The sequence below is a fragment of the Cardinium endosymbiont of Philonthus spinipes genome (assembly GCF_964030745.1).
GTDB lineage: Bacteria > Bacteroidota > Bacteroidia > Cytophagales > Amoebophilaceae > Cardinium.
The window spans coordinates 810,309-830,478 of sequence record NZ_OZ034918.1; the positions used below are offsets into that span (position 1 = coordinate 810,309).

At 39.9% G+C, this 20,170-nt stretch carries 13 protein-coding genes and 1 rRNA gene; 7 read left to right on the top strand and 7 right to left on the bottom strand.

From position 1 onward, the window contains the following. The first annotated feature begins 1 nt into the window (after position 1). Both AAHM81_RS03460 and AAHM81_RS03465 read left to right on the top strand, forming a co-directional pair. Complete coding sequence (locus AAHM81_RS03460) at positions 2–1,180, top strand: hypothetical protein (protein WP_342265114.1); 1,179 nt, start codon at positions 2–4, stop codon at positions 1,178–1,180. An 18-nt stretch (positions 1,181–1,198) separates the two neighbouring features. Continuing rightward, on the top strand, positions 1,199–3,805 hold the full coding sequence (locus AAHM81_RS03465; RefSeq protein ID WP_342265115.1) for a UvrD-helicase domain-containing protein: 2,607 nt from the start codon (positions 1,199–1,201) through the stop codon (positions 3,803–3,805). 7 nt (positions 3,806–3,812) lie between these two features. On the opposite strand, the gene rsmG is transcribed toward AAHM81_RS03465, so the two are convergent. Genes rsmG through AAHM81_RS03480 form a run of 3 tightly spaced genes read right to left on the bottom strand, consistent with a single transcriptional unit; the run spans position 3,813 to position 6,302 of the window. Next, positions 3,813–4,451 (bottom strand): 16S rRNA (guanine(527)-N(7))-methyltransferase RsmG, encoded by a 639-nt coding sequence (gene rsmG, locus AAHM81_RS03470; protein WP_342265116.1) that lies wholly within the window; start codon positions 4,449–4,451, stop codon positions 3,813–3,815. A 20-nt stretch (positions 4,452–4,471) separates the two neighbouring features. After that, positions 4,472–5,032, bottom strand: a complete 561-nt coding sequence (gene hslV / locus AAHM81_RS03475; RefSeq protein WP_342265117.1) for an ATP-dependent protease subunit HslV — start codon at positions 5,030–5,032, stop codon at positions 4,472–4,474. Between the two features lie 22 nt (positions 5,033–5,054). Next, positions 5,055–6,302 carry a dihydrolipoamide acetyltransferase family protein gene (locus AAHM81_RS03480; protein ID WP_342265118.1) on the bottom strand — a complete coding sequence of 416 codons (1,248 nt, stop codon included), beginning with the start codon at positions 6,300–6,302 and terminating at the stop codon, positions 5,055–5,057. Between the two features lie 175 nt (positions 6,303–6,477). Here AAHM81_RS03480 and tilS point away from each other — a divergent pair, with 175 nt between their 5' ends. Beyond that, entirely contained in the window at positions 6,478–7,806 is a 1,329-nt protein-coding gene (gene tilS / locus AAHM81_RS03485) for a tRNA lysidine(34) synthetase TilS (RefSeq protein WP_342265119.1), read from the top strand. A gap of 23 nt (positions 7,807–7,829) precedes the next feature. Here tilS and AAHM81_RS03490 read toward each other — a convergent pair whose 3' ends face one another. Continuing rightward, on the bottom strand, positions 7,830–9,227 hold the full coding sequence (locus AAHM81_RS03490; protein WP_342265120.1) for a sodium:solute symporter family protein: 1,398 nt from the start codon (positions 9,225–9,227) through the stop codon (positions 7,830–7,832). A gap of 869 nt (positions 9,228–10,096) precedes the next feature. On the opposite strand from AAHM81_RS03490, the gene AAHM81_RS03495 reads away from it, so the two are divergent. Then, positions 10,097–11,644, top strand: coding sequence for a hypothetical protein (locus AAHM81_RS03495; RefSeq protein ID WP_342265121.1), 1,548 nt, complete (start codon positions 10,097–10,099; stop codon positions 11,642–11,644). A gap of 56 nt (positions 11,645–11,700) precedes the next feature. Here the strand turns inward: AAHM81_RS03495 and tsaE are convergent, their stop codons facing one another. The 3 genes from tsaE to topA all read right to left on the bottom strand — a co-directional run bounded on the left by tsaE (position 11,701) and on the right by topA (position 16,730). Next, positions 11,701–12,117, bottom strand: coding sequence for a tRNA (adenosine(37)-N6)-threonylcarbamoyltransferase complex ATPase subunit type 1 TsaE (gene tsaE / locus AAHM81_RS03500; protein ID WP_342265122.1), 417 nt, complete (start codon positions 12,115–12,117; stop codon positions 11,701–11,703). A 6-nt stretch (positions 12,118–12,123) separates the two neighbouring features. Then, the gene (locus AAHM81_RS03505) at positions 12,124–14,286 is read right to left on the bottom strand and encodes a MutS-related protein (RefSeq protein WP_342265123.1); all 2,163 of its coding nucleotides are present in this window, start codon (positions 14,284–14,286) and stop codon (positions 12,124–12,126) included. Positions 14,287–14,408: 122 nt separating this feature from the next. Continuing rightward, positions 14,409–16,730 carry a type I DNA topoisomerase gene (gene topA / locus AAHM81_RS03510; protein WP_342265124.1) on the bottom strand — a complete coding sequence of 774 codons (2,322 nt, stop codon included), beginning with the start codon at positions 16,728–16,730 and terminating at the stop codon, positions 14,409–14,411. 624 nt (positions 16,731–17,354) lie between these two features. Here topA and AAHM81_RS03515 point away from each other — a divergent pair. The 3 genes from AAHM81_RS03515 (at position 17,355) to AAHM81_RS03525 (ending at position 20,167) form a co-directional block, all read left to right on the top strand. After that, a 16S ribosomal RNA gene (locus tag AAHM81_RS03515) occupies positions 17,355–18,879 on the top strand. Positions 18,880–19,122: 243 nt separating this feature from the next. Continuing rightward, positions 19,123–19,458 carry a hypothetical protein gene (locus AAHM81_RS03520; RefSeq protein WP_342265125.1) on the top strand — a complete coding sequence of 112 codons (336 nt, stop codon included), beginning with the start codon at positions 19,123–19,125 and terminating at the stop codon, positions 19,456–19,458. A 178-nt stretch (positions 19,459–19,636) separates the two neighbouring features. Next, positions 19,637–20,167: a hypothetical protein gene (locus AAHM81_RS03525; protein WP_342265126.1), complete on the top strand. Its 531-nt coding sequence runs from the start codon at positions 19,637–19,639 to the stop codon at positions 20,165–20,167. Positions 20,168–20,170 lie beyond the last annotated feature (3 nt).

Below are 20,170 nucleotides of genomic sequence, written 5' to 3' on the forward strand. Positions count from 1 at the left end.
CATGGTGATGCATTTTTTGCTGGGTCAAAAAGCATGGTTTGCATACCTAAGGTTATTGCTTCTGGGGCTTGTTTCTTTCTTGCCCCTTTTTGCATATAGTAAACCATCAGCTATTTGTGATGGTAGCGAGCCACCTCCCTTAGCCAGCAACTATTCAGCTAAGCTGCTGTGCACCATAAATGGCCAGAGCTTTATAGACAATACAGAGTATTTCAATAAAATTATGGAAGGGGAGACCTTGTTTGGGTTTCATTTTCTGCCTGGTTTAACCTTTTTAATGGCTGAAGAGATAGGGCTTAACTTGGGGCTCATCTGGGAGAAACACTTTGGCCATATGCAACCATGGTTTGGTATTAGGCCTGCGCTATCCATCTATTATAGCCACAAACAAACTAGTTGTGTATTGGGTATTTTTGATCTACAAGACTATCCTCCTACCTTATTAGAGCCCCTCTATGTAAGACGTAAGCCTTTTATGGAGGGATTCCATTTTAAACTAGCAAAACATAAAAGCTATCTATCAGGTTGGCTCAATTGGCGCACGTTACTAGCTAAGCAAGATAACCAACCAGAAACTTTTACATTGTATTTGGATGGAGCATGGTGCCAGGACCATTCAAGCCAAAAGATAAGCTGTACCATACCCTTTCAACTAGCTGTTTATCATTTAGGTGGCCAGGGCATTTCGGTAAAAGATTATAGTCTATGGTGTGGTGCGGGTGGTCTTTCCTTGCGTTTGCCCAATAGCTTTAGCGGCCCCATTTACGGGGCTAGTTATCTATTATTCAATAAATATGTAAAAGAAATAGATCGACCTTTTAAAGCAGGGTGGGGGCAACTGCATACGATCGACTGGCGCATGAATTTTCTGGGCGTATCACTGAGTTATTGGTATGGATATCATTTTTCTTCTGAAAATATGGGCCATCTGCTCTATCAATCTATGCGTATAGAAAATCATAAGGCGATCTACTATGAACCTATCAGAAGTCTTTTATTTTTATCTATATATAGGGATTGGGTGCTCCAATCAGGTATAACGCTTCAAGTTGTTTTGAGGCCCTATTACGATTTTAGCAACCGACTGTTAGAGTATGGTTTTTCATGTAAATTGGTTTATTCTAGAAAGGTTCAGCTCACTACTTTGCGTTATGTAGATGTTCCGATGAGCAAAGCGTAGGGCTAACCAATGTATCTTATGGCTGAGTTATTGATCTATCGTGCTTCTGCAGGTTCTGGCAAAACCCATATATTGGTAACCCGTTATATTCAATGGGCCTTACGTTATCCAGATGCTTTTAAGCATATCTTGGCGGTAACCTTTACCAATCGTGCAACCCAAGAAATGAAACAGCGGATGCTGGACTATTTACACAGCCTATCCATTGGGGAAGCAACTGATTTACAAGAAACGCTATGCCAAGCAGGATGGACACCTGAGCAACTACAGCTGCGCAGCAAGGAAGTACTATCCATGATGGTCTATCAGTATGGCGATTTGTCAGTAGTCACCATCGATAGTTTCTTTTATAAGATCATTCAATCCTTTTCTAAAGAGATGGGATTACAGCACCATTTTGCTATTGAAATGGATGAACCACTCGCTTTGCAAGAAACCGTAGATACATTGACTACCTTGGATGATCCACTGCTTCAACAGTGGATGGTGGATTTTGCACTTACCAAACTATTGGCTGGTAAAAATTGGAATATCAAAAGTCACATTCAGGAGTTGGGTAAAGCGCTTTTTGATGAATCCTTTAAGCTACATGAAAGCGCACTATTAACCGTTTTGCAGGAGGCATGGCCCCACTGCTTATTAGAAACACAAGCAGTGGTGCGCTCCTTTGAAGAAAGGATGCAGGCAATAGGCCAAACTGCTTTAAATATAGTCCAACAGGAGGGCCTTACACCAGCAGATTTTACCTATGGTACCAAAGGAGTAATAGGCTATTTTTTAAAATTAGCCAGCAAAAAAGATTTGAGACCGACCAAACGGGCTGTTATAGGAAGCAGCGATCTGACCAGTTGGTATCCCAAACAAAAAACCAATACATCCGGCCATATCGCTAAGGTAGTAGCGCATTTACTCCATCCTTTGCTGATGGAGGCGGTAACCTTATATGAAGCAGAGGGCTTAGCCTACAGAACTGCTATCGTGGGAAGCCGTTTTACTTATGCCTTTGGTATGATTGGCGCATTGCTTATAGGATTGGCGCAATATAGATCTAGAAAGCATCTTTTGTTTATGTCAGATATTGCCGCCTTACTGTATCAAGCCATTCAGGGAAACGATACACCCTATCTATATGAAAAAATAGGCCATCAATTTCATCATTTTCTCATAGATGAATTTCAAGACCTTTCTCTTTTTCAATGGATGAATATTCAGCCATTATTACGCAATAGCCTTGCAGAAGGCTATTCTAGTTTATTAGTAGGAGATGTCAAACAATCTATTTACCGTTGGCGTGGAAGTAATTGGAAGCTTTTGAACCATCAAGTGGCAGCAACCTTTAAAGAAAGCACCCTGCATGGTTTAACAACCAATAGGCGAAGTTGTGAAGTTATTGTGTTATTTAACAATTATTTCTTTAAGAGAGCTGCAGGTCAACTGGTTGATTATCTCGCATCTAATGTTCCCGCTATGGATCCACTGCCCTATGAGTTGGCCCAAATGCGACGGGCCTATGACGACGTAGCACAACAAACCAATCCTAAGAAAGGAGGTTGTGTAGAACTATTTTTGCTCCGTTCTGATACAACAGCAAACCATCCTACTGATTGGAAAATAAATGCACAAAAAGCCTTTATATCTACACTAGAACAGTTGGCAAAAGCGGCCATTCCAGCAAAGGATATCGTTGTATTGGTTCGGAATAATAGCGAAGCTATTTTGCTAACCAGTTTGCATACTGCTGTCCCCTATAAGGTAGTATCGGACCAGGCCCATTCTTTAGGCAGCCATATAGCCATAAAGGTATTGATACATGCATTATACTATCTTAGCAATGAAGATGATCTGATCAATACAGTTGCCTGGATAGAGGCATATGATAGTTGTTACCCATCCGCTATGGGGCACCATGCTAGATATTGTGCAGCCGTAGATGGTGGGATACAAAAGCGCTTTCCTGGGTCATTTTGGGCCCAAAAGGATTTTTTAAAACAGCTATCTGTCTATACCTGTGTGGAGTTATTGATTGCCTGTTTATTTGAAATTCCGCATGACTTTGGCGATGTGTTGGCTTTTTTTCAGAGTGTAGTTTTAAATTTTTTTCTTACAGAATCTCCTTCTATAGAGGCATTTTTAGTTTGGTGGGAAAAAAAAGGTCGAGCGATAAAGTTACCCACAAGTGATCAGGAAGATGTGATCAAGGTAATGACCATTCATCAATCTAAAGGATTGGCATTTAAGGTAGTCATCATGCCCTTTTGTAGTTGGGGGTTGGACCATTCAGCACAGAATGGTCCCATATTATGGAGCGTACACCATCCACAACCCGCATATTTCCCTATATGGCCCATCAGCTATGGCACAGATTTAAAAGAAACCCATTATGCAAAAGACTATTACCTAGAGCAGATGCAAATACATCTAGATAGCCTCAATTTACTCTATGTAGCTTTTACAAGGGCCGAATCACGACTCTATGTTACGGCGCCCCTTCCAGATAAGTTGGAAGGTATGGCAACCATTGCGGATCTAATCTACCAGTCATTGGTAGGTGATGAAACAGATTGTTTATGTGGAGAAGCAGCTGTACAAGAGACAGCTGCAGGCATAAAGTTTTCTTTTAGGTGAGATACATTTACATACCATAAGCATGCACCAAATACTTTTCTCTAAAAAAGGGCTCGGTAAAATACCGCTTGATTGGATATAGATCCATAGATAATGGAAGGGTCTCAAATGGCGCTCCCTTGAGATAGAGGATGCCATTAGGCAAACTATTTTTACTTTTTAGAGCTATTTTATCTTTTACCCAACTATAAAACAAGTTTAGATTGGTAACGCCCCTGCCCACTATAAAATCATAGACTCCTTTTATGCGTTCTCCCCTTGCCCAAGAAACCCTAATATTCTTTAATCCAAGTGTGTCTGCGATTGCTTCTACTGCTTGTATCTTTTTTAATGTAGCATCCACTAAATGAAAATCCACCTCTGGCAAGGCGATGGCCAAAGGAATACCAGGGAAGCCTCCTCCTGTGCCAAAATCTAAAATCCTAGTATGGGCAGTAAAAGTAATAACCTTAGCAATAGCCAAGGAATGCAAGACATGGTGGAGGTAAAGATGGTCTATATCTTTGCGAGATATCAAATTGATGGTGGCATTCCAATCGGCATATATAGCACCTAAACGGTCAAAAAGAGCTATTTGAGTGGGTGATAAGTCAGGAAAATAATGGCATACAATGGAAGCTGTATACAAATTTTTTGGTAAATCCATTTTTTTATAAGCTGAGCGCATCAGACGGTTACATCATCCTGATTTTGCAAAGTTTCAAATACAAAATTGTGGTTGGTATAAATACAAGTATCTGCTGTTATGGTCAAGCTTTCTCGAACCATTTCCATAGCGGTTAAATGAGGCGCATGTTTCATCAAAGCTATGGCAGCAGATTGTGCATACATGCTGCCAGATCCAATAGCTGCTAAGGGATAATCTGGTTCCAATACATCACCTGTACCACTAACGATTAACAATGCTTCTCGATTGGCTACTATTAACATCGCTTCTAACCGCTTGAGCATGCGATCTGTACGCCAATCCTTAGCCAATTCAATGGCTGACCGTTTCATGTTGCCATGATAGCTTTGCAGCTTTTCTTCAAAGCGCTCTAACAAGGTAAATGCATCAGCTGTAGAACCAGCAAAACCGGCTAAAATCTTTCCGCCAAAAAGCTTTCTTACCTTCTTAACATGCTGCTTGGCAACAGTATGGCCAAATGTAGCCTGGCCATCTGCACCAATGACTACTTCTCCATGATGGATCATCGCTAAAACAGTGGTCGACTTCACTTGGGTCATATAATTGGTATGGGCTAAAGGTTTATAACAATAGACGCAGTGGTTCTTCCAACAACGCTTTTAAAGTGGACAAAAAGGATGCCCCTACTGCGCCATCTACAACACGATGGTCACAAGATAAGGTAACTTGTAACATATGCGCAGGAATAATTTGATTGTCTTGAACAATAGGTATTTGCTGCACCGCACCAACCGCTAAAATACAAGCCGCTGGTGGGTTGATAATAGCGGAAAAAGAGGTTATACCCAACATACCTAGATTGGAAATGGTAAAGGTAGCCCCTATATAATCTTTAGCAGTTAGCTTTTGGGATTGGTCAGATAGTCTTTTGACTTCTTTACTAATGGATACGAGTGGTTTTTGGTCTGCAAAACGAACAACAGGCACGACTAAACCTTCTTCTACCGCTACTGCGATACCGATATGAACATGTTGATACTGTCTAATCTTATCGATTAACCATGCAGCATTTAGTTTGGGATGTTGGGTGAGGGCTAAAGCAGTAGCTTTAATAATCATATCATTAATGGAAATTTTGGTCTCTGTATGGTGGTTCAGCTCTGCACGTAATGCAACAGCTTTATTCATATTGATGCCAATGGTTAAGTAGAAATGTGGAATATTCATTTTGCTGTCTGTCAGCACATTGGCTATGGTCTGACGCATAGCAGAAATAGAGAAATCTTGATGCGATGGTCCAGTAGGCTGTCCACCCATCCAAGTTTGATCCAAAGGACTGGGAACAAATTGCATCACATCCTTTTTAACCACCCGTCCTGCTTCACCAGAACCTTGAATCTGCGTGAGGTCATATCCTTTTTCCTTAGCTATTTTTTTTGCTAGTGGCGAAGCAAAAAACCGATCTGAAGAGGGAAGCGGCTCAGCAGGTGGCAGTGCGACAGCAGCACCGGTAGCCTCATTTATAGCAGCACCCGGACCAGCAACCTCATCTACAGAATCAGTAGAAACAGCCGAATCAGCAGCCCCACTTGCAGAAGCAATACTGGCCAGCAAAGCATTAATATCTTCTCCCGCTTCTCCTATAATAGCAATAATATCATGCACCTGTACCGCTGATTTTTCAGCTACACCTATATAGAGCAGTGTACCATCATCATAGGCTTCCAACTCCATAGTAGCCTTGTCAGTCTCTACTTCAGCAAGTATATCCCCGGCCGCCACCTTATCTCCCACCTGCTTTACCCAACGGCTTATGATACCTTGCTGCATGGTATCACTCATTTTAGGCATCCTAATGAACTCTGCCATATGCTTTTATATAACAAATTAAAAATAATCTCATACTACTTTGAATAGCTAGAACAGGATGCATATTCATTAAATTTAGAATAAATTTACATATAATTTAGCAACTATAAGGAACTTATATGGCATACTTCTTTATCAAGCCAAAGGTAACATACAAATTCCTTACTTTACACCAATGTTAACATCTTTTTTATCCTTTCTACAACGCCATCAGTTGATTGCAGATAGCGACCAAACCACCCTTTTAGCGGTCAGCGGTGGCGTAGATTCTGTGGTACTGGCGCATCTTTTTAAAAAAGCAGGCCTGCCTTTTGCCATAGCCCATTGTAATTTCAACCTACGTGGTGCAGAAGCAGAGGCTGCAACCGCATTTGTAGAAGAGTTAGCGGCATCCTATCAGGTGCCTTTTTATAGTACCCGATTTGATACTGCCACCTTTGCATCCAGCCAAAAAATTTCCATACAAATGGCTGCTAGAAGCTTGCGCTATCAATTTTTCCATAAGCTGCTGCAACAAGAGGGATGGCATCGCATCGCCACTGCACACCACTGGGATGATGCTACTGAAACGATTCTATTAAACTTTATTAAAGGAACAGGTATTAAGGGGTTTTATGGTATACAACCCATATATGGACAGGTTATACGCCCTTTGTTGTTTGCTAGAAAAAAGGCAATAATAGATTACGCACAACAAGAAAAACTCCATTGGCATGAAGACAGCTCCAATAGATGCAACCACTATCAAAGAAATTTTATACGTAACAAAATCATTCCCCTTTTGCATCAAGTCAATCCAAACTTTGAAGCAACTACGTGGGAAACAGCTACAAAATTAAAAGAGACAGGTGCCTTCTTTGACCATCATCTGGCTCAGATTAAAAAAGAGCTAAGCACTTTTAAAGATGGCATCCATTACCTAGCCATCCACCGGATCATCCATCAGCCATGGGCTGCTACTATCGCATTTGAGCTATTGCGCCCTTATGGCTTTACCTTTCAGCAAATTAAAAAGCTGATCACAGCCCCTATGAATAGTGGAAAACGGATCGATACAACAGACTATACGCTCTATGTAGATAGAAAAAATTGGCTGATTATCAAAAAAAGTAGCTCATGTCTTCACCAAGCAACCATTTCGGATACCAGACGATCCATCATATATGGCGGCCACGTTTTAGCTATTCAAGTTTACGATAGCGCCGACTATGTGCTCAAAAAAACAGCAATGATCGGTGCATTTGATTACCATAGGTTACAGTTTCCACTAATCATACGTCCATGGAAAGCTGGAGATGTTTTCCATCCCATTGGCATGCAAGGGCGTAAAAAAGTTAGCGATTTATTGATCGATCTTAAAATACCAATGGCCATTAAACAGAAGATACCAGTGGTTACCAGTAATGATCAGATCATATGGGTAGTAGGCCACCGAATAGATGAACGTTTTAAAGTAACCCAGAGGACAAAAGCAGTATTTGAAATAGTCGCAAGCCCGCTGTAATATTCACAACTACCACCTTGCCTTTATTTTTTTCCTTTAGGAAGCAAATAATGGACCACCACCATAACGAGTCCATTGGCCAACATAGCCATAAAAGCACCATTCATAGCGGTAACTGGCTCTATCCATTTATTCCAAGCCAAAATAGTCAACATCCCTGTAGCCATGCCTATCAACGCACTACGTGAGCTACCTCTAAACCCTAAAACTGCTAAGATAAAAGGAGCCGTTACGATTGGTATGAAGCAATCAAAACGCAACTGTAACAAGACAAACAAATCGCTGCAGTATAAACTGAGTAGGATCGTAATGATACCTATACATAAAGCAGTTAGCCTAGCCCATCGAAGCTGACGATGGTAAGGCACCGACTTTTTATTCATAATACTACACACGATATCATTACTAAACATAACCGAACAGCTATTTAGGTAAGCATCAGCTGTAGACATAGCCATCGTTAACAAACTCATAACCACAAACCCTTTACAGATGGGCGAAATATGGGCCATTATATAACTCCAAACTCCTTCTACCAATAAATCGGGAGCAGCTACATAAGTATAAAGTCCAAGTAAGATTATAAAAAAACTTACAAACAAACTTAAAAAACTAGCAAAGAAGAAAACCATACTGGCCTGCAAACAATTGGCCGACATATAAATTTTCTGTATAGTCGGAGGATTGATACCGGCCACTAGACTAGAGAGGAAAAGTGTCAAAATAGTCAATTTTTTGGGTTCAACCTGAAACAACTTATCAAACTGAAAATTTTCTTGTGTGGCTGAAAAAGCGAGGATTTCTGGCTTGCCAGTTGCCTCAAATATCGAGAAAGCTAGAAATGGAATGATCAGAAAAAAGACAAAGGTTTGTGTGATATCTGTAAAAGTAATGATGCGAATACCCCCGATACGGGAATAGAAAAACAAAATTAAGCTAACAAACAGCGTGATCATACTGGGATGCACCCAATCTATGCACATACCAATAGATCGGGACATCACATTAACTTGAATGGCAATGGTTACAATGGAAAAACAAATATTGGATAGGCTTGCCACAATTCTGGGATACTGGCCATATACACGGCTGATACTCTCTGACATAGATAGGTTGCGCATAAATGGCCTCATATGTAAAGCCAGCCAACTGATGACCCAGTAGGGTAAAAAACTGCTCAAAAGCATGAAAATCACCCATAAAATCCCAAAATTATGGATCTGCTCTACACCAATCATTAATCTTCCTCCTCCATAGATTAACGCCAATAACGTACCAATCAAAGGTGCCGTATTCAATGCTTGATCCCCCAGAACATATTCTCGAAACGAAGTCGAAATTCTGGTAAAGAAAACACCAATACCTAAGGTTAACAACAAAAAACCCCCTACCATCAGCAGAGGAATATTAAGAACGCTCATAAAAATGTAAATAAATAACTAGATTCAACTATACCAACAGAGAAAATAAGGGTATATTGTACGATATAGGTGTGGGATAAATTATTATGCTAATAATCAGGGTTAAATATAAAATTAATCAGAAGAGTGATCAAACCAAGGGTGCTTGTTCCAATCAAATTTTTTTAAAAAATCTGTTTTATTTAGTGAAATAAAATCTATATCTATAGTCATATATATAATGATTGTAATCTCCTAATGCATATTAGGACCCCAATTATAAGCATTTTTTGCAAAGGAATCAAGGAATTGTGTTACACCTATCTGTTCAACTGGAAGTGTGCACTCAATATCGTCAATTTAATACATAAATATTGCTGTTTATTAAACATAAAAGTATTTTTTTGTATCTATTCACGCCTATGGCTGCGCCCCTTATCTCCTTCGCTAAAAAGTCTGGCCCTATAGTAAATAGCTGAATTGATATCTTTTTCCCGCTGAACAATAGTTTCATTGCCTTTACTGCGCGCCAAATCTTTTATCGGTGGCTATAAGTGCTGCGTATACCAATACTCCATGTAAAAAATGCTGTTCTATTTAATAGTCAATAATATTTATCTCTTAAGCCCGCGCCATCGCAAGGACAGATGCTTTTTTTACATAAAATGAGGCTGTTGTGATAGGTTGATGGTATAATTTTCATTATACAGATTGTTTAAATACGTCCATTTTTGCTTTTGTATAATTTATTTCATATTTCCTAGCAAGGGGTGGCTTTCATTTGGGCTAACCTAATTTTCATCTTTAAACTGGTCTAGCTAATGTGTAGAGAATATATAAAAGGGTTTGTTTTTTTGTTGATAGGTATCACTCAGTTTATGCAATGCGTTATGTTGCGTAGAGGGTTACCTATAAATCGTCTCTCAACAGATCAAGATGGTAGCAGTATTGAAGTAGTTAATCACCTACAACAGGAATATCTAAAATTATGCTGTGTTGAATTTGCTCGTTTATTTCAAAAAGGAAGGGAAGGCTTAGAAAAAGCCATGATAAAATATCTGAAAACATCTATGCATGGTTTGAATAGCTTGAGTAATAGATATAATGCTGATTATTTGATTATATCTGATGGGTATATAAAGGTTCTTGATCATAATTTTAGACCTTTAGATACGCTTTATCCTAGAATAGATGTAGGCCATATAGATGAAGAGTCATTAAAGGGAATGAGGGATAATTTATATGATCCTAATGGTTTTAAAGAGTTGATGCATCATTTCCTACAAGCAAACTATAAAGTTATCATTTATACTTCTATAGAATACCCTGATTTTATTCCTATTGTGTTATCACATGGAATTGGGTTGACTAAGGAGCAGATAGATGCCATTTGTATTGTATTTAATAATTATAACCCAATAAATAAACTGAACAACTTTATGTGTTCAGAGCATATATGGCATGCTGAGCAATTAATCCGTATCAACCCTATCAACCATAATAAACCGGTGTATGGTGTAGTAGTATCAAGCTATAGTCCCGATCCCAAATTGCTTCAAAGAGCTGATTGTGATTATGCATTTATACGTATAAGTCCTATTATACATCAATCTAGCAATTCAGTTTTAACTTCTTCTAACAGGTTTTCTAGGTATTTTCCTAAGAAACTACAAATGTTTTTCAAATCTGAAAGTAGATGTAGTGCTTCACCTCCTGTTGTATCGCTTTGGGATAAAGTAAAGCAATTTGAGGAAAGAAGATGTGGGCTAATTCAAAAAGCGGAGGATGATTTCAATCAGCCCTCAAGTGTTAAAACATTTAGATCCTCATCGCGAAAAAAGTCTGACTTAGATTCAAAATTTACCCAAAGCACTAGTTCCAAACAGTCATGCGCATCATTAAATAGTGTTAAAACATGGAAACTCTCACTTCAAAGAGATGATAAAGACACTAATTCGGAAAAAAAGTCTGACTTAAAACTGGTATCATCACCTATTAGAAGGTGGAAGTCTTTAATAGATTCAAAATTTACCCAAAGCACTAGTTCCAAACAATCATGCGCATCATTAAATAGTGTTAAAACATGGAAACCCTCACTTCAAAGAGATCATAAAGACACTAATTCTGGAAAAAAGCCTGACTTAAAACTGGTATCATCACCTATTAGAAGGTGGAAGTCTTTAATAGGTTCAAAACCTACTCAAAGCACTAGTTCCAAACAGTCATGCGCATCATTAAATGTTGAAAAATTGGAAACTCGAAAAGATAGCAAGGATAATAATCATGAGTTGCTTTTAAACTCAAAGGTTCAAAAGTGGAAGCGAACAGCTCAGCAAATTAGAAAGAAGGGCATACCTAGAAAGTTGCGTAAAAAATGTAATAATGAATTGTGGCAGTTAGTCAATGGTCCAGGGTTTTGTATTTTTTTTTCTTGGTAAGGAAGTGGATAAAAATCAAGCCCCCAACTTATATAGCTATATACAAGATAATCATATTAATATCGCGTACAAATCAACGTTCTACTGGAAGCTGTTTCTATTTCTATAGTAATTAAAAAATAATGCAGAGGCAAAATGGCTTTAATTTTTGAGGGCCACTCTATAAAGCAATAGCAGCCAGATGCAAAATAACTTTCAAAATCTAACGCAATTGCATCATCTATATGATCCAGCCGGTAGCAATCAACATGGTAAATAGTCGTATGATTTATCGTTGCATATTCATTGATAATTGAAAAGGTGGGACTATTCACAGTATGAACTGTTTGCAGAGCCCTACAAAGTTCCTTGACTAACGTGGTTTTACCTGATCCCATAGGACCCTCTAATAGCCATATGGTATGGTCACCTGCATAGCTTAACAATTCATACGCTATATCCTTGAGGCCCTTCAAAGAACTTTTTAAGACCATCTGTATTTAACGCTTCTTTTTGTTTTTCTCTTGAAGGTAATTGAGTAAAGGCCACTTTTGTGGGCTTTGAACAATATCTTCTGCTTGTTTCAACAATGCTGGATCATACCCCTCTTGTGCAAGTATCTTTAAAGCAATAGCTTGATCTGCTTCGCCTGGGACCACTTTGTAGGTATAGTGTAGTTTTTCATTAGCTGCCTCATCTATAAAAACTTTAAAATTTCTAATTCCTCTGTCTTTAAACTTATTGGTTAGGCTCATTAAAATAGGATAATGTGTGGAAACAATATGTAGCGCATTGTTGTATTGGGCTATAGAAGCCAGTATGCTGTATGCTGCAGCACTAGCTTCAACTGGGTTGGTGCGGGCAAAAGGTTCATCCGCAATGGTAAAAATAAACTCATCTGGTTTAGACTGCTCAAGCATATGGATGTAACGCTGCATACGTGCTACCTCTACCATGAACAGAGAAGCACCACATGCAATATCGTCTCTGAGCTCAATATAGGTATTGATCTTATTAAAAGGGGTAATAACCGCGCTTTTAGCGGCTGCAATGCCAAATGTTTGACTGAGCAATATACTACTGGCCACACCAGAAATGAAAGAGGATTTTCCACCTGCATTGGGCCCACAAAGAATCATATTACGGGTCTTTGTGGCATCTAGGTCTACCTCGTTGTCTACAACCGTTGCAGGATTAAGCATGGGATTCCACATAGCCTCTAGCTGTATGCATGGTGTTTTTTGTTTAGAGCGATCTAAGAACTTAGTGAAGGTGTAACAGTGTGCTGGAAAAGCTTCTTTGGCTTCTCTTACCAAAGTAGCTATACCCATAAAGCTGTCTAATTGACCCAATGCATACATAGCAGGCTTTAAACAATCTTTGTGTTCTATAAATAAGTTGTATGTAGCCAATAGCTTTCCACTATTGCTACGAATATAAGACCAATTATCTAACTTCATATCCAAAAGGTTACTGACCATAACGCCTATTTCAGTTGGTTCCTTGCGTTTGGCCAATAGTTCCCTTATCGCGCTTAAGGAGGGGCCGTAATGGGTTTCTAACTCCTGGTGAGCTGCTACAATATTGCTTAGTTGTTGAATGGTCTTCATAAAAATTTGAACATCCCGCATACGGCTGGCCAGGTTGCAAAAAACAGCACTATATTCTTGATAACTTTTTATTCCGCAATAACCTCGCCATATAGCTGCTGCATGCGTGGCTGCTACACCTAAAAAAGGTAAAAGCAAGGGCTTGCCATCAGTATGATTATAAGCATTGACCACAGAGGCAATCGACATAATCGGGACAAAGAAGGGGAAGGGAGCATAGGTATCGCGTCTGTTGCCTTCCATCCAACCACCTTTTGAAATGCAAGTCATCCAGTGGCTGGCTTCGCACCAGAATAGACCTACTAAGGGAAGGGCAACAAATTCTCCATATATGTCTAGAAGGTTCCTAAAAAAAATCCGCATATTAAGCTTATTGGCTATTTTATTTGTAGTAGGATTAGTTGAAAGGAACCGTTTGGCCATGTAATCTCTATATGCATGGGTATAGAGGGGATCTGTATAGGTCCATAAAGAAAGTAAACTTTGCTCTACGTTTCGATAGGCTTCCAAAGATTGCTTTAAAGCTGCTAAACAGGCTGGGTCTTCCAATAATACCTGCAATGTACGCTGGCGGTTGGATAGTGTGGTAATATCACTAGTTGGGGTTACTAAAAGTGTAGCCAATGCACATTCGCCTAGTACTGTAGTAGTTCTGTTAATGCGAGAGAGGAAGTGATGCGCTGGATTGGTAGATCCACCACAAAAAAGCATTAAATCTGTCCAAACATTATCGTTCAATATGCCCTTGCTTTCTGCTGCAACGTTGGCATCAACGTCAGAAAATATGGTGCGCAACACAACTTTACGTTGTGTACTTTGTGCTAGCTTAATCTTATCCGTTTGTAGAATAGCCTTTTGCTTTACCTTAGAAGATGGTAGCGTAGAAGCGAGCGAAACAATGGGAAAAGACCTAAGGTAGTTGCGTGAAATTTTTGCAGTAACCGATTCATAATTTACTTTTGAATAGGCAAATTCCCAGTTGCTGCTAATAAAACTTAACGATAGGACAAAAAAAAATGTAATTATCGTTGTACGGTTGTTATTACGTCTCATAGTGGAAAAAATAAAATTTATTTTTGCATGTCCTGAGCATCAATCAGTCACCTTGCCTTACTACACAGCTCAATATAAGATATTATTCATTAAAAAGACAAAGTTACTGTTTTATTGGCAGGCTATGGTGTTTTTTTACTTTTTTTTGATTTTAAATTATTTTCTACAATGCCTATACATTCTTCTAAACTGAGCAAGGTAGGGTCTGAAACATCTTTGGGAATCCGAGCATGTTTTTTACCATGTTTGATATATGGCCCCCATCTTCCATGTAAAATCTGTATGGTTGGATCTACAGGAAAAGCTTTGATCAACTTTTCAGCATCTGCTTTCCGTTTGGCTTCAATAATCGCTATTGCACTCGGTTCATTAATTGTAAATGGATCATCTGTTTTAGGTATCGAATAAAATAGGTTTCCATGTTTAATATATGGGCCAAACCTGCCTATGTTAATGGCAAGTGGTAGTGCTTCAAATGTTCCCACTACACGTGGTAGTTTAAAAAGTTCCAAGGCCTCTTCTAATGTAATGGTTTCCATACGTTGATTGCCCCGTAGCCCTGCAAAACGAGGCGCTTCCTCACGGCCATCTGCTTCAATGCCCAACTGAACCAATGGGCCATATTTACCCAATCGAGCCACTAAAGAAGCATTGGTTACGGGGTCTTTCCCTAAAAATCTGGTATAGTTGACCATGGATCGATCTATGCCAGCAGTAGATTGCACTTTAGGATAAAAACCACTGTAAAATTCACTTAACATCTGATTCCAGATCTTGGTTCCTTGTGCAATTTTGTCCAGCTCTTTTTCTACCTGTGCGGTAAAATTATAGTCGGTTACATCAGAAAAGTGTTTGACTAAAAAGTCATTGACTACCGCTGCCATATCGGTTGGGAAAAGTTTTTGTTTCTCTGCACGAACGATTTCAGTTAATTTTTCTGTATGAACCAGGTTGTTTTGTAATGTTAATAACCGATAGCCACGCGGAACCCCTTCACGAGATTCCAACTTCACATATCCCCTTTTCTGAATAGTAGCAATGATGGGTGCATAGGTAGATGGACGCCCGATTTCTTTGTCTTCTAAGTCTCTTACCAAAGTGGCCTCAGTATACCGAGCAGGTGGATTGGTGAACCGTTCTCTGGCCAACATTTTGTCCAAAGTGAGTGGTTGGCCTATGTGGAGGGGAGGCAACATCGCTTTGGCCTCATCGGATGCTTCTTCATCTACTTGATCACGTACATATGCCTTTAGAAAGCCTTCAAACTTTAATACCTCTCCTGTTGCAATTAGTAGTTGGTCTGTTGTAGAAATTTGAATGGTTGCTATGGTTTTTTCTATCTGTGCATCAGCCATTTGAGAAGCCATAGCTCGACGCCAAATGAGTTCATATAACCGTTGCTCATCTTTATGGCTACTAGCTACCTTTAATGAAAAATCAGTAGGCCGTATCGCTTCATGGGCTTCTTGTGCAGTAGATGATTTGGTGGCATATTTTCTGGCTTGGAAATAGGCGGCTCCATACGTTGTTGAGACCATTTCTGAGATGTTTTGAATGGCTTCTTGAGAAAGATTGACAGAGTCTGTTCGCATGTAAGAAATTTTACCTGTTTCATAAAGTTGTTGCGCCAGTACCATCGTGCGGTTCACTGAGTACCCCAGCTTTCTACTGGCCTCTTGTTGTAAGGTAGAAGTGGTAAAAGGGGGAGAGGGGGAGCGTTTTAATGCTTTGGTATCTAATGCTTGAATCGAGAAAAGGGCCTCTTTACATTTTTCTAAAAATGAAAAGGCCTCTTCTTCTGTTTTAAACTTCTCTGCACCATCTGCTTTTAACAATTGCCCTGTTGGTAAAATAAAAAAAGCAGATACAGCAAAATGAGCAGTCGACACAAAACGGTCAATAGCCCTTTCTCGTTCTACCACCATTCTGACCGCAACGGATTGCACGCGGCCTGCAGAAAGGCCTGGTTTAATCTTTTTCCATAATAATGGCGATAAGTCATAGCCTACTAGCCTATCTAAAACACGCCTGGCTTGCTGTGAATCGACTAAGGCTAAATCGATGGTACGTGGCTGTTTCAATGCGTTTAAAACAGCCATTTTGGTAATTTCTCTAAAAACAATTCGTTGCACTTGTTCATCTTTTAACTCAAGGGCTTCTTTTAAATGCCACGAAATAGATTCTCCTTCTCGGTCGTCGTCACTAGCTAAATATACACAGTCAGAACTACTGGCCAGTTTTTTTAGGTGTTGTACCACACGTTCCTTGCCAGGAGTGATTTCATAGATAGGCAAAAATCCTTGCTCCACGTTAATAGCGTTATTGCCCTTAATAAGGTCTCTGATATGACCATTCGAGGAGGCTACTTGATAGTTACTGCCTAGGTAGCGCTCAATTGTTTTGGCTTTTGCAGGTGATTCAACAATAACTAGATTCTTTGCCATAGAGGTATTCGTTGTAATAAATAATATAGTCTGCTACAATAGCATTATGTTAACCAAGTCATAGAAGGGTTGGGGGAAGTGTTCACTTAACCCGCGCCTTGCTTTTTGTTTAATCTTAACTGAGCTACTCTACATTAGAGTGGTGTGCTTCCAATTTACAAATGGTTGCTTGATTATAACATATCGCTGTTTCCAAAATAAGTTAAAAAAATGCATATAATCAGCCTACTGAAACCCTAAAAATGATTGTGGTGCGCATACTGTTTTTATGGTACTATATCCATTTTACCTTTGGGTAGTTCAATGCAGCTATACCTGGTTCTACCAAAAAATATAAGGTTAATTAATTGATTATTAAGTGTTTTATAAAAAAACAAAAGTTTTTACTTCTTTATTTCTGAAAGATTTATTGCAAATTAAAAAAAAGTATGTACCTTTGTATCAGAGTTGATCAGAACGGGTGAGCAGCTAAATTAAGAGGCGGCAAATTTGGTTCTGGGTTAGCTTTTAAGTTCTTTGAAATAGATGTAGGTAAGAGGCTCATTTAGATATGAGTGAGAGGGAAGTGTGTGACTCAAGAAAATCATTCCTGGTTTCATAATTAGGGATAACGTTAATAAATATAGAAAGAAGAGTTTGATCCTGGCTCAGGATGAACGCTAGCGGCAGGCCTCATACATGCAAGTCGAGGGGCAGCGGGACACTTCGGTGTTGCCGGCGACCGGCGGACGGGTGCGTAATGCGCATGCAATCTACTTTACACTGGGGAATAGCCTCCGGAAACGGGAATTAATACCCCATATAATCTTACTAGCGCATGCTAGAAAGATGAAAGCTCAGGCGGTGTAAAATGAGCGTGCGTCCTATTAGCTAGTTGGAGAGGTAATGGCTCACCAAGGCTACGATGGGTAGGGGTTCTTAGTGGAAGGTCCCCCACACTGGCACTGAGATACGGGCCAGACTCCTACGGGAGGCAGCAGTAGGGAATATTGGTCAATGGGCGCAAGCCTGAACCAGCCATGCCGCGTGCAGGATGAAGGCTCTCTGAGTTGTAAACTGCTTTTGTACAGGAGCAAAAAAGCCCCTGCGGGGGCTCTTGAGAGTACTGTAAGAATAAGCACCGGCTAATTCCGTGCCAGCAGCCGCGGTAATACGGGAGGTGCAAGCGTTATCCGGTTTTATTGGGTTTAAAGGGTGCGTAGGCGGCTTATTAAGTCAGTTGTGAAATCCTAGTGCTTAACGCTAGAACTGCGATTGATACTATTAGGCTTGAGTTAAGAAGAGGTAAGCAGAATTTATGGTGTAGTAGTGAAATGCTTAGATATCATAAGGAATACCAATAGCGTAGGCAGCTTACTGGTCTTTGACTGACGCTGAGGCACGAAAGCGTGGGGAGCAAACAGGATTAGATACCCTGGTAGTCCACGCCGTAAACGATGATCACTCGATATACATGATGCGTCATGTGTGTCTAAGCGAAAGCGTTAAGTGATCCACCTGGGGAGTATACTCGCAAGGGTGAAACTCAAAGGAATTGACGGGGGTCCGCACAAGCGGTGGAGTATGTGGTTTAATTCGATAATACGCGAGGAACCTTACCTGGGCTAGAATGTATTTTGCTACCTTGAGAAATTGAGGGTTCCTTCGGGACGGAATACAAGGTGCTGCATGGCTGTCGTCAGCTCGTGCCGTGAGGTGTTGGGTTAAGTCCTATAACGAGCGAAACCCTTTTACTTAATTGCCAGCACGTAATGGTGGGGACTTTAAGTAGACTGCCCGTGTAAGCGGGAGGAAGGAGAGGACGAGGTCAAGTCATCATGGCCTTTATGCCCAGGGCTACACACGTACTACAATGGCATGTACAAAGGGAAGCTACTTGGTAACAAGATGCAAATCTCAAAAGCATGTCTCAGTTCGGATTGAGGTCTGCAATTCGACCTCATGAAGTTGGAATCGCTAGTAATCGCGTATCAGCAATGACGCGGTGAATACGTTCTCGGACCTTGTACACACCGCCCATCAAGCCATGGGAGTTGGTAGAGCTTGAAGACAGTGGCCGTAAAAGGAGCTGTTTAGTGTTAGACCAGCGACTGGGGCTAAGTTGTAACAAGGTAGCCGTACCGGAAGGTGTGGCTGGAATATCTCTTTTATAGAGCGAGTACGCTCCCTCTCTTCTTACCTCATTTATTTTAAATATTATTTCCCTTCTGTGTTTGGTTCAAGCTTTTTGGTTTTTTTCTTTAAGATTCAAGGTTTTTTTACTGGTTTATTTGCTATCCTTATTTTCTAAAATAAGGATGGTGGTTATGAGCGCCATCCTAATCTTTTATGAAAACGAGAGGGGACCTTTTACTAAACTTCTTGATTTTTATTGTAACGGTCTTTAAATGTAATGACGAAGCGTTTTTTAGTCGGGTTCCTAATCTTGTTTACTGGATGTGGTGCTAGAGCTAGGCAAAATATACTAGCTGCTCCTACATGCCAGGTTATTTGTTCTGCTGTTGTTGTGACTACTAGTGCTGTTTTTGGTGGTACTGCCCTTGGCCCTATGACTTTTTTTGGTCCTGGTTATGGCTATTTTGTTGGTGCTTGTATAGGGGCTATTTCTGTTGTTATGGCTGCTGCTGCTGATGATAATGATCATGATGCCGTTGCTGTTGATGTTCCTCCTCCTGTTGCTGCTGCTCAGGAGCAGCTAGCCGGTGATTGGACTAGTAGAGGGTTGTAAACCGAAAACCTTTTTTCTAATTGGAACGGCTTCAGCTTGCTACAATAACTTCCTTAATTTACCCTCTTTACAAGAGAGGTTGACATCGATTGGTGGAGTGGACATTTTATTGTTATAAAAATTATTAGCATATTAACTAATAAAGGCTATTAAGATTATAAACAATAATATACCCATAATGTGTCGTGACTTTTATTTACAGGAAAATACCACAGTAGGTATCAATTTAATTGGCTTAGCCAACGGACAAGCTATCGTCATACCTATTCAATTGTGTGGAAAAACCAATCAAAGCAATGCCAATGATTCGGGTGTTGGTGCAATTGGGAAGGCCTTAGTAAAAGAATTGCCCTACATCAAAGCCATTGTATCTAGGCTCTTTCCAGAAATATTATTTTTGCTTAAAAATGTACACTTTCAATTGAGTGCAGACTTAGATAATCAATATGATTGTGAAATCATAGATACAGTTTCTGCTCAACTTCCACTTGCACTGTTGATTTGTATGTTGTTACGTAAGGCTTTGGGCTTGCCGGTGATAGAAAATTGTGCAGCTACAGGTACACTTGACCCATTGGGGTTTATTACACATGTTCAAAATCTTTTCCTCAAAAAATTAGCTGCAAAAAATAGCTTGTTGATTGAACCTTCTAGCTTCTATCATATTTTTCATGCGTTAAAGGCGATTCATTGTTTAGTAATACGTTAGCTT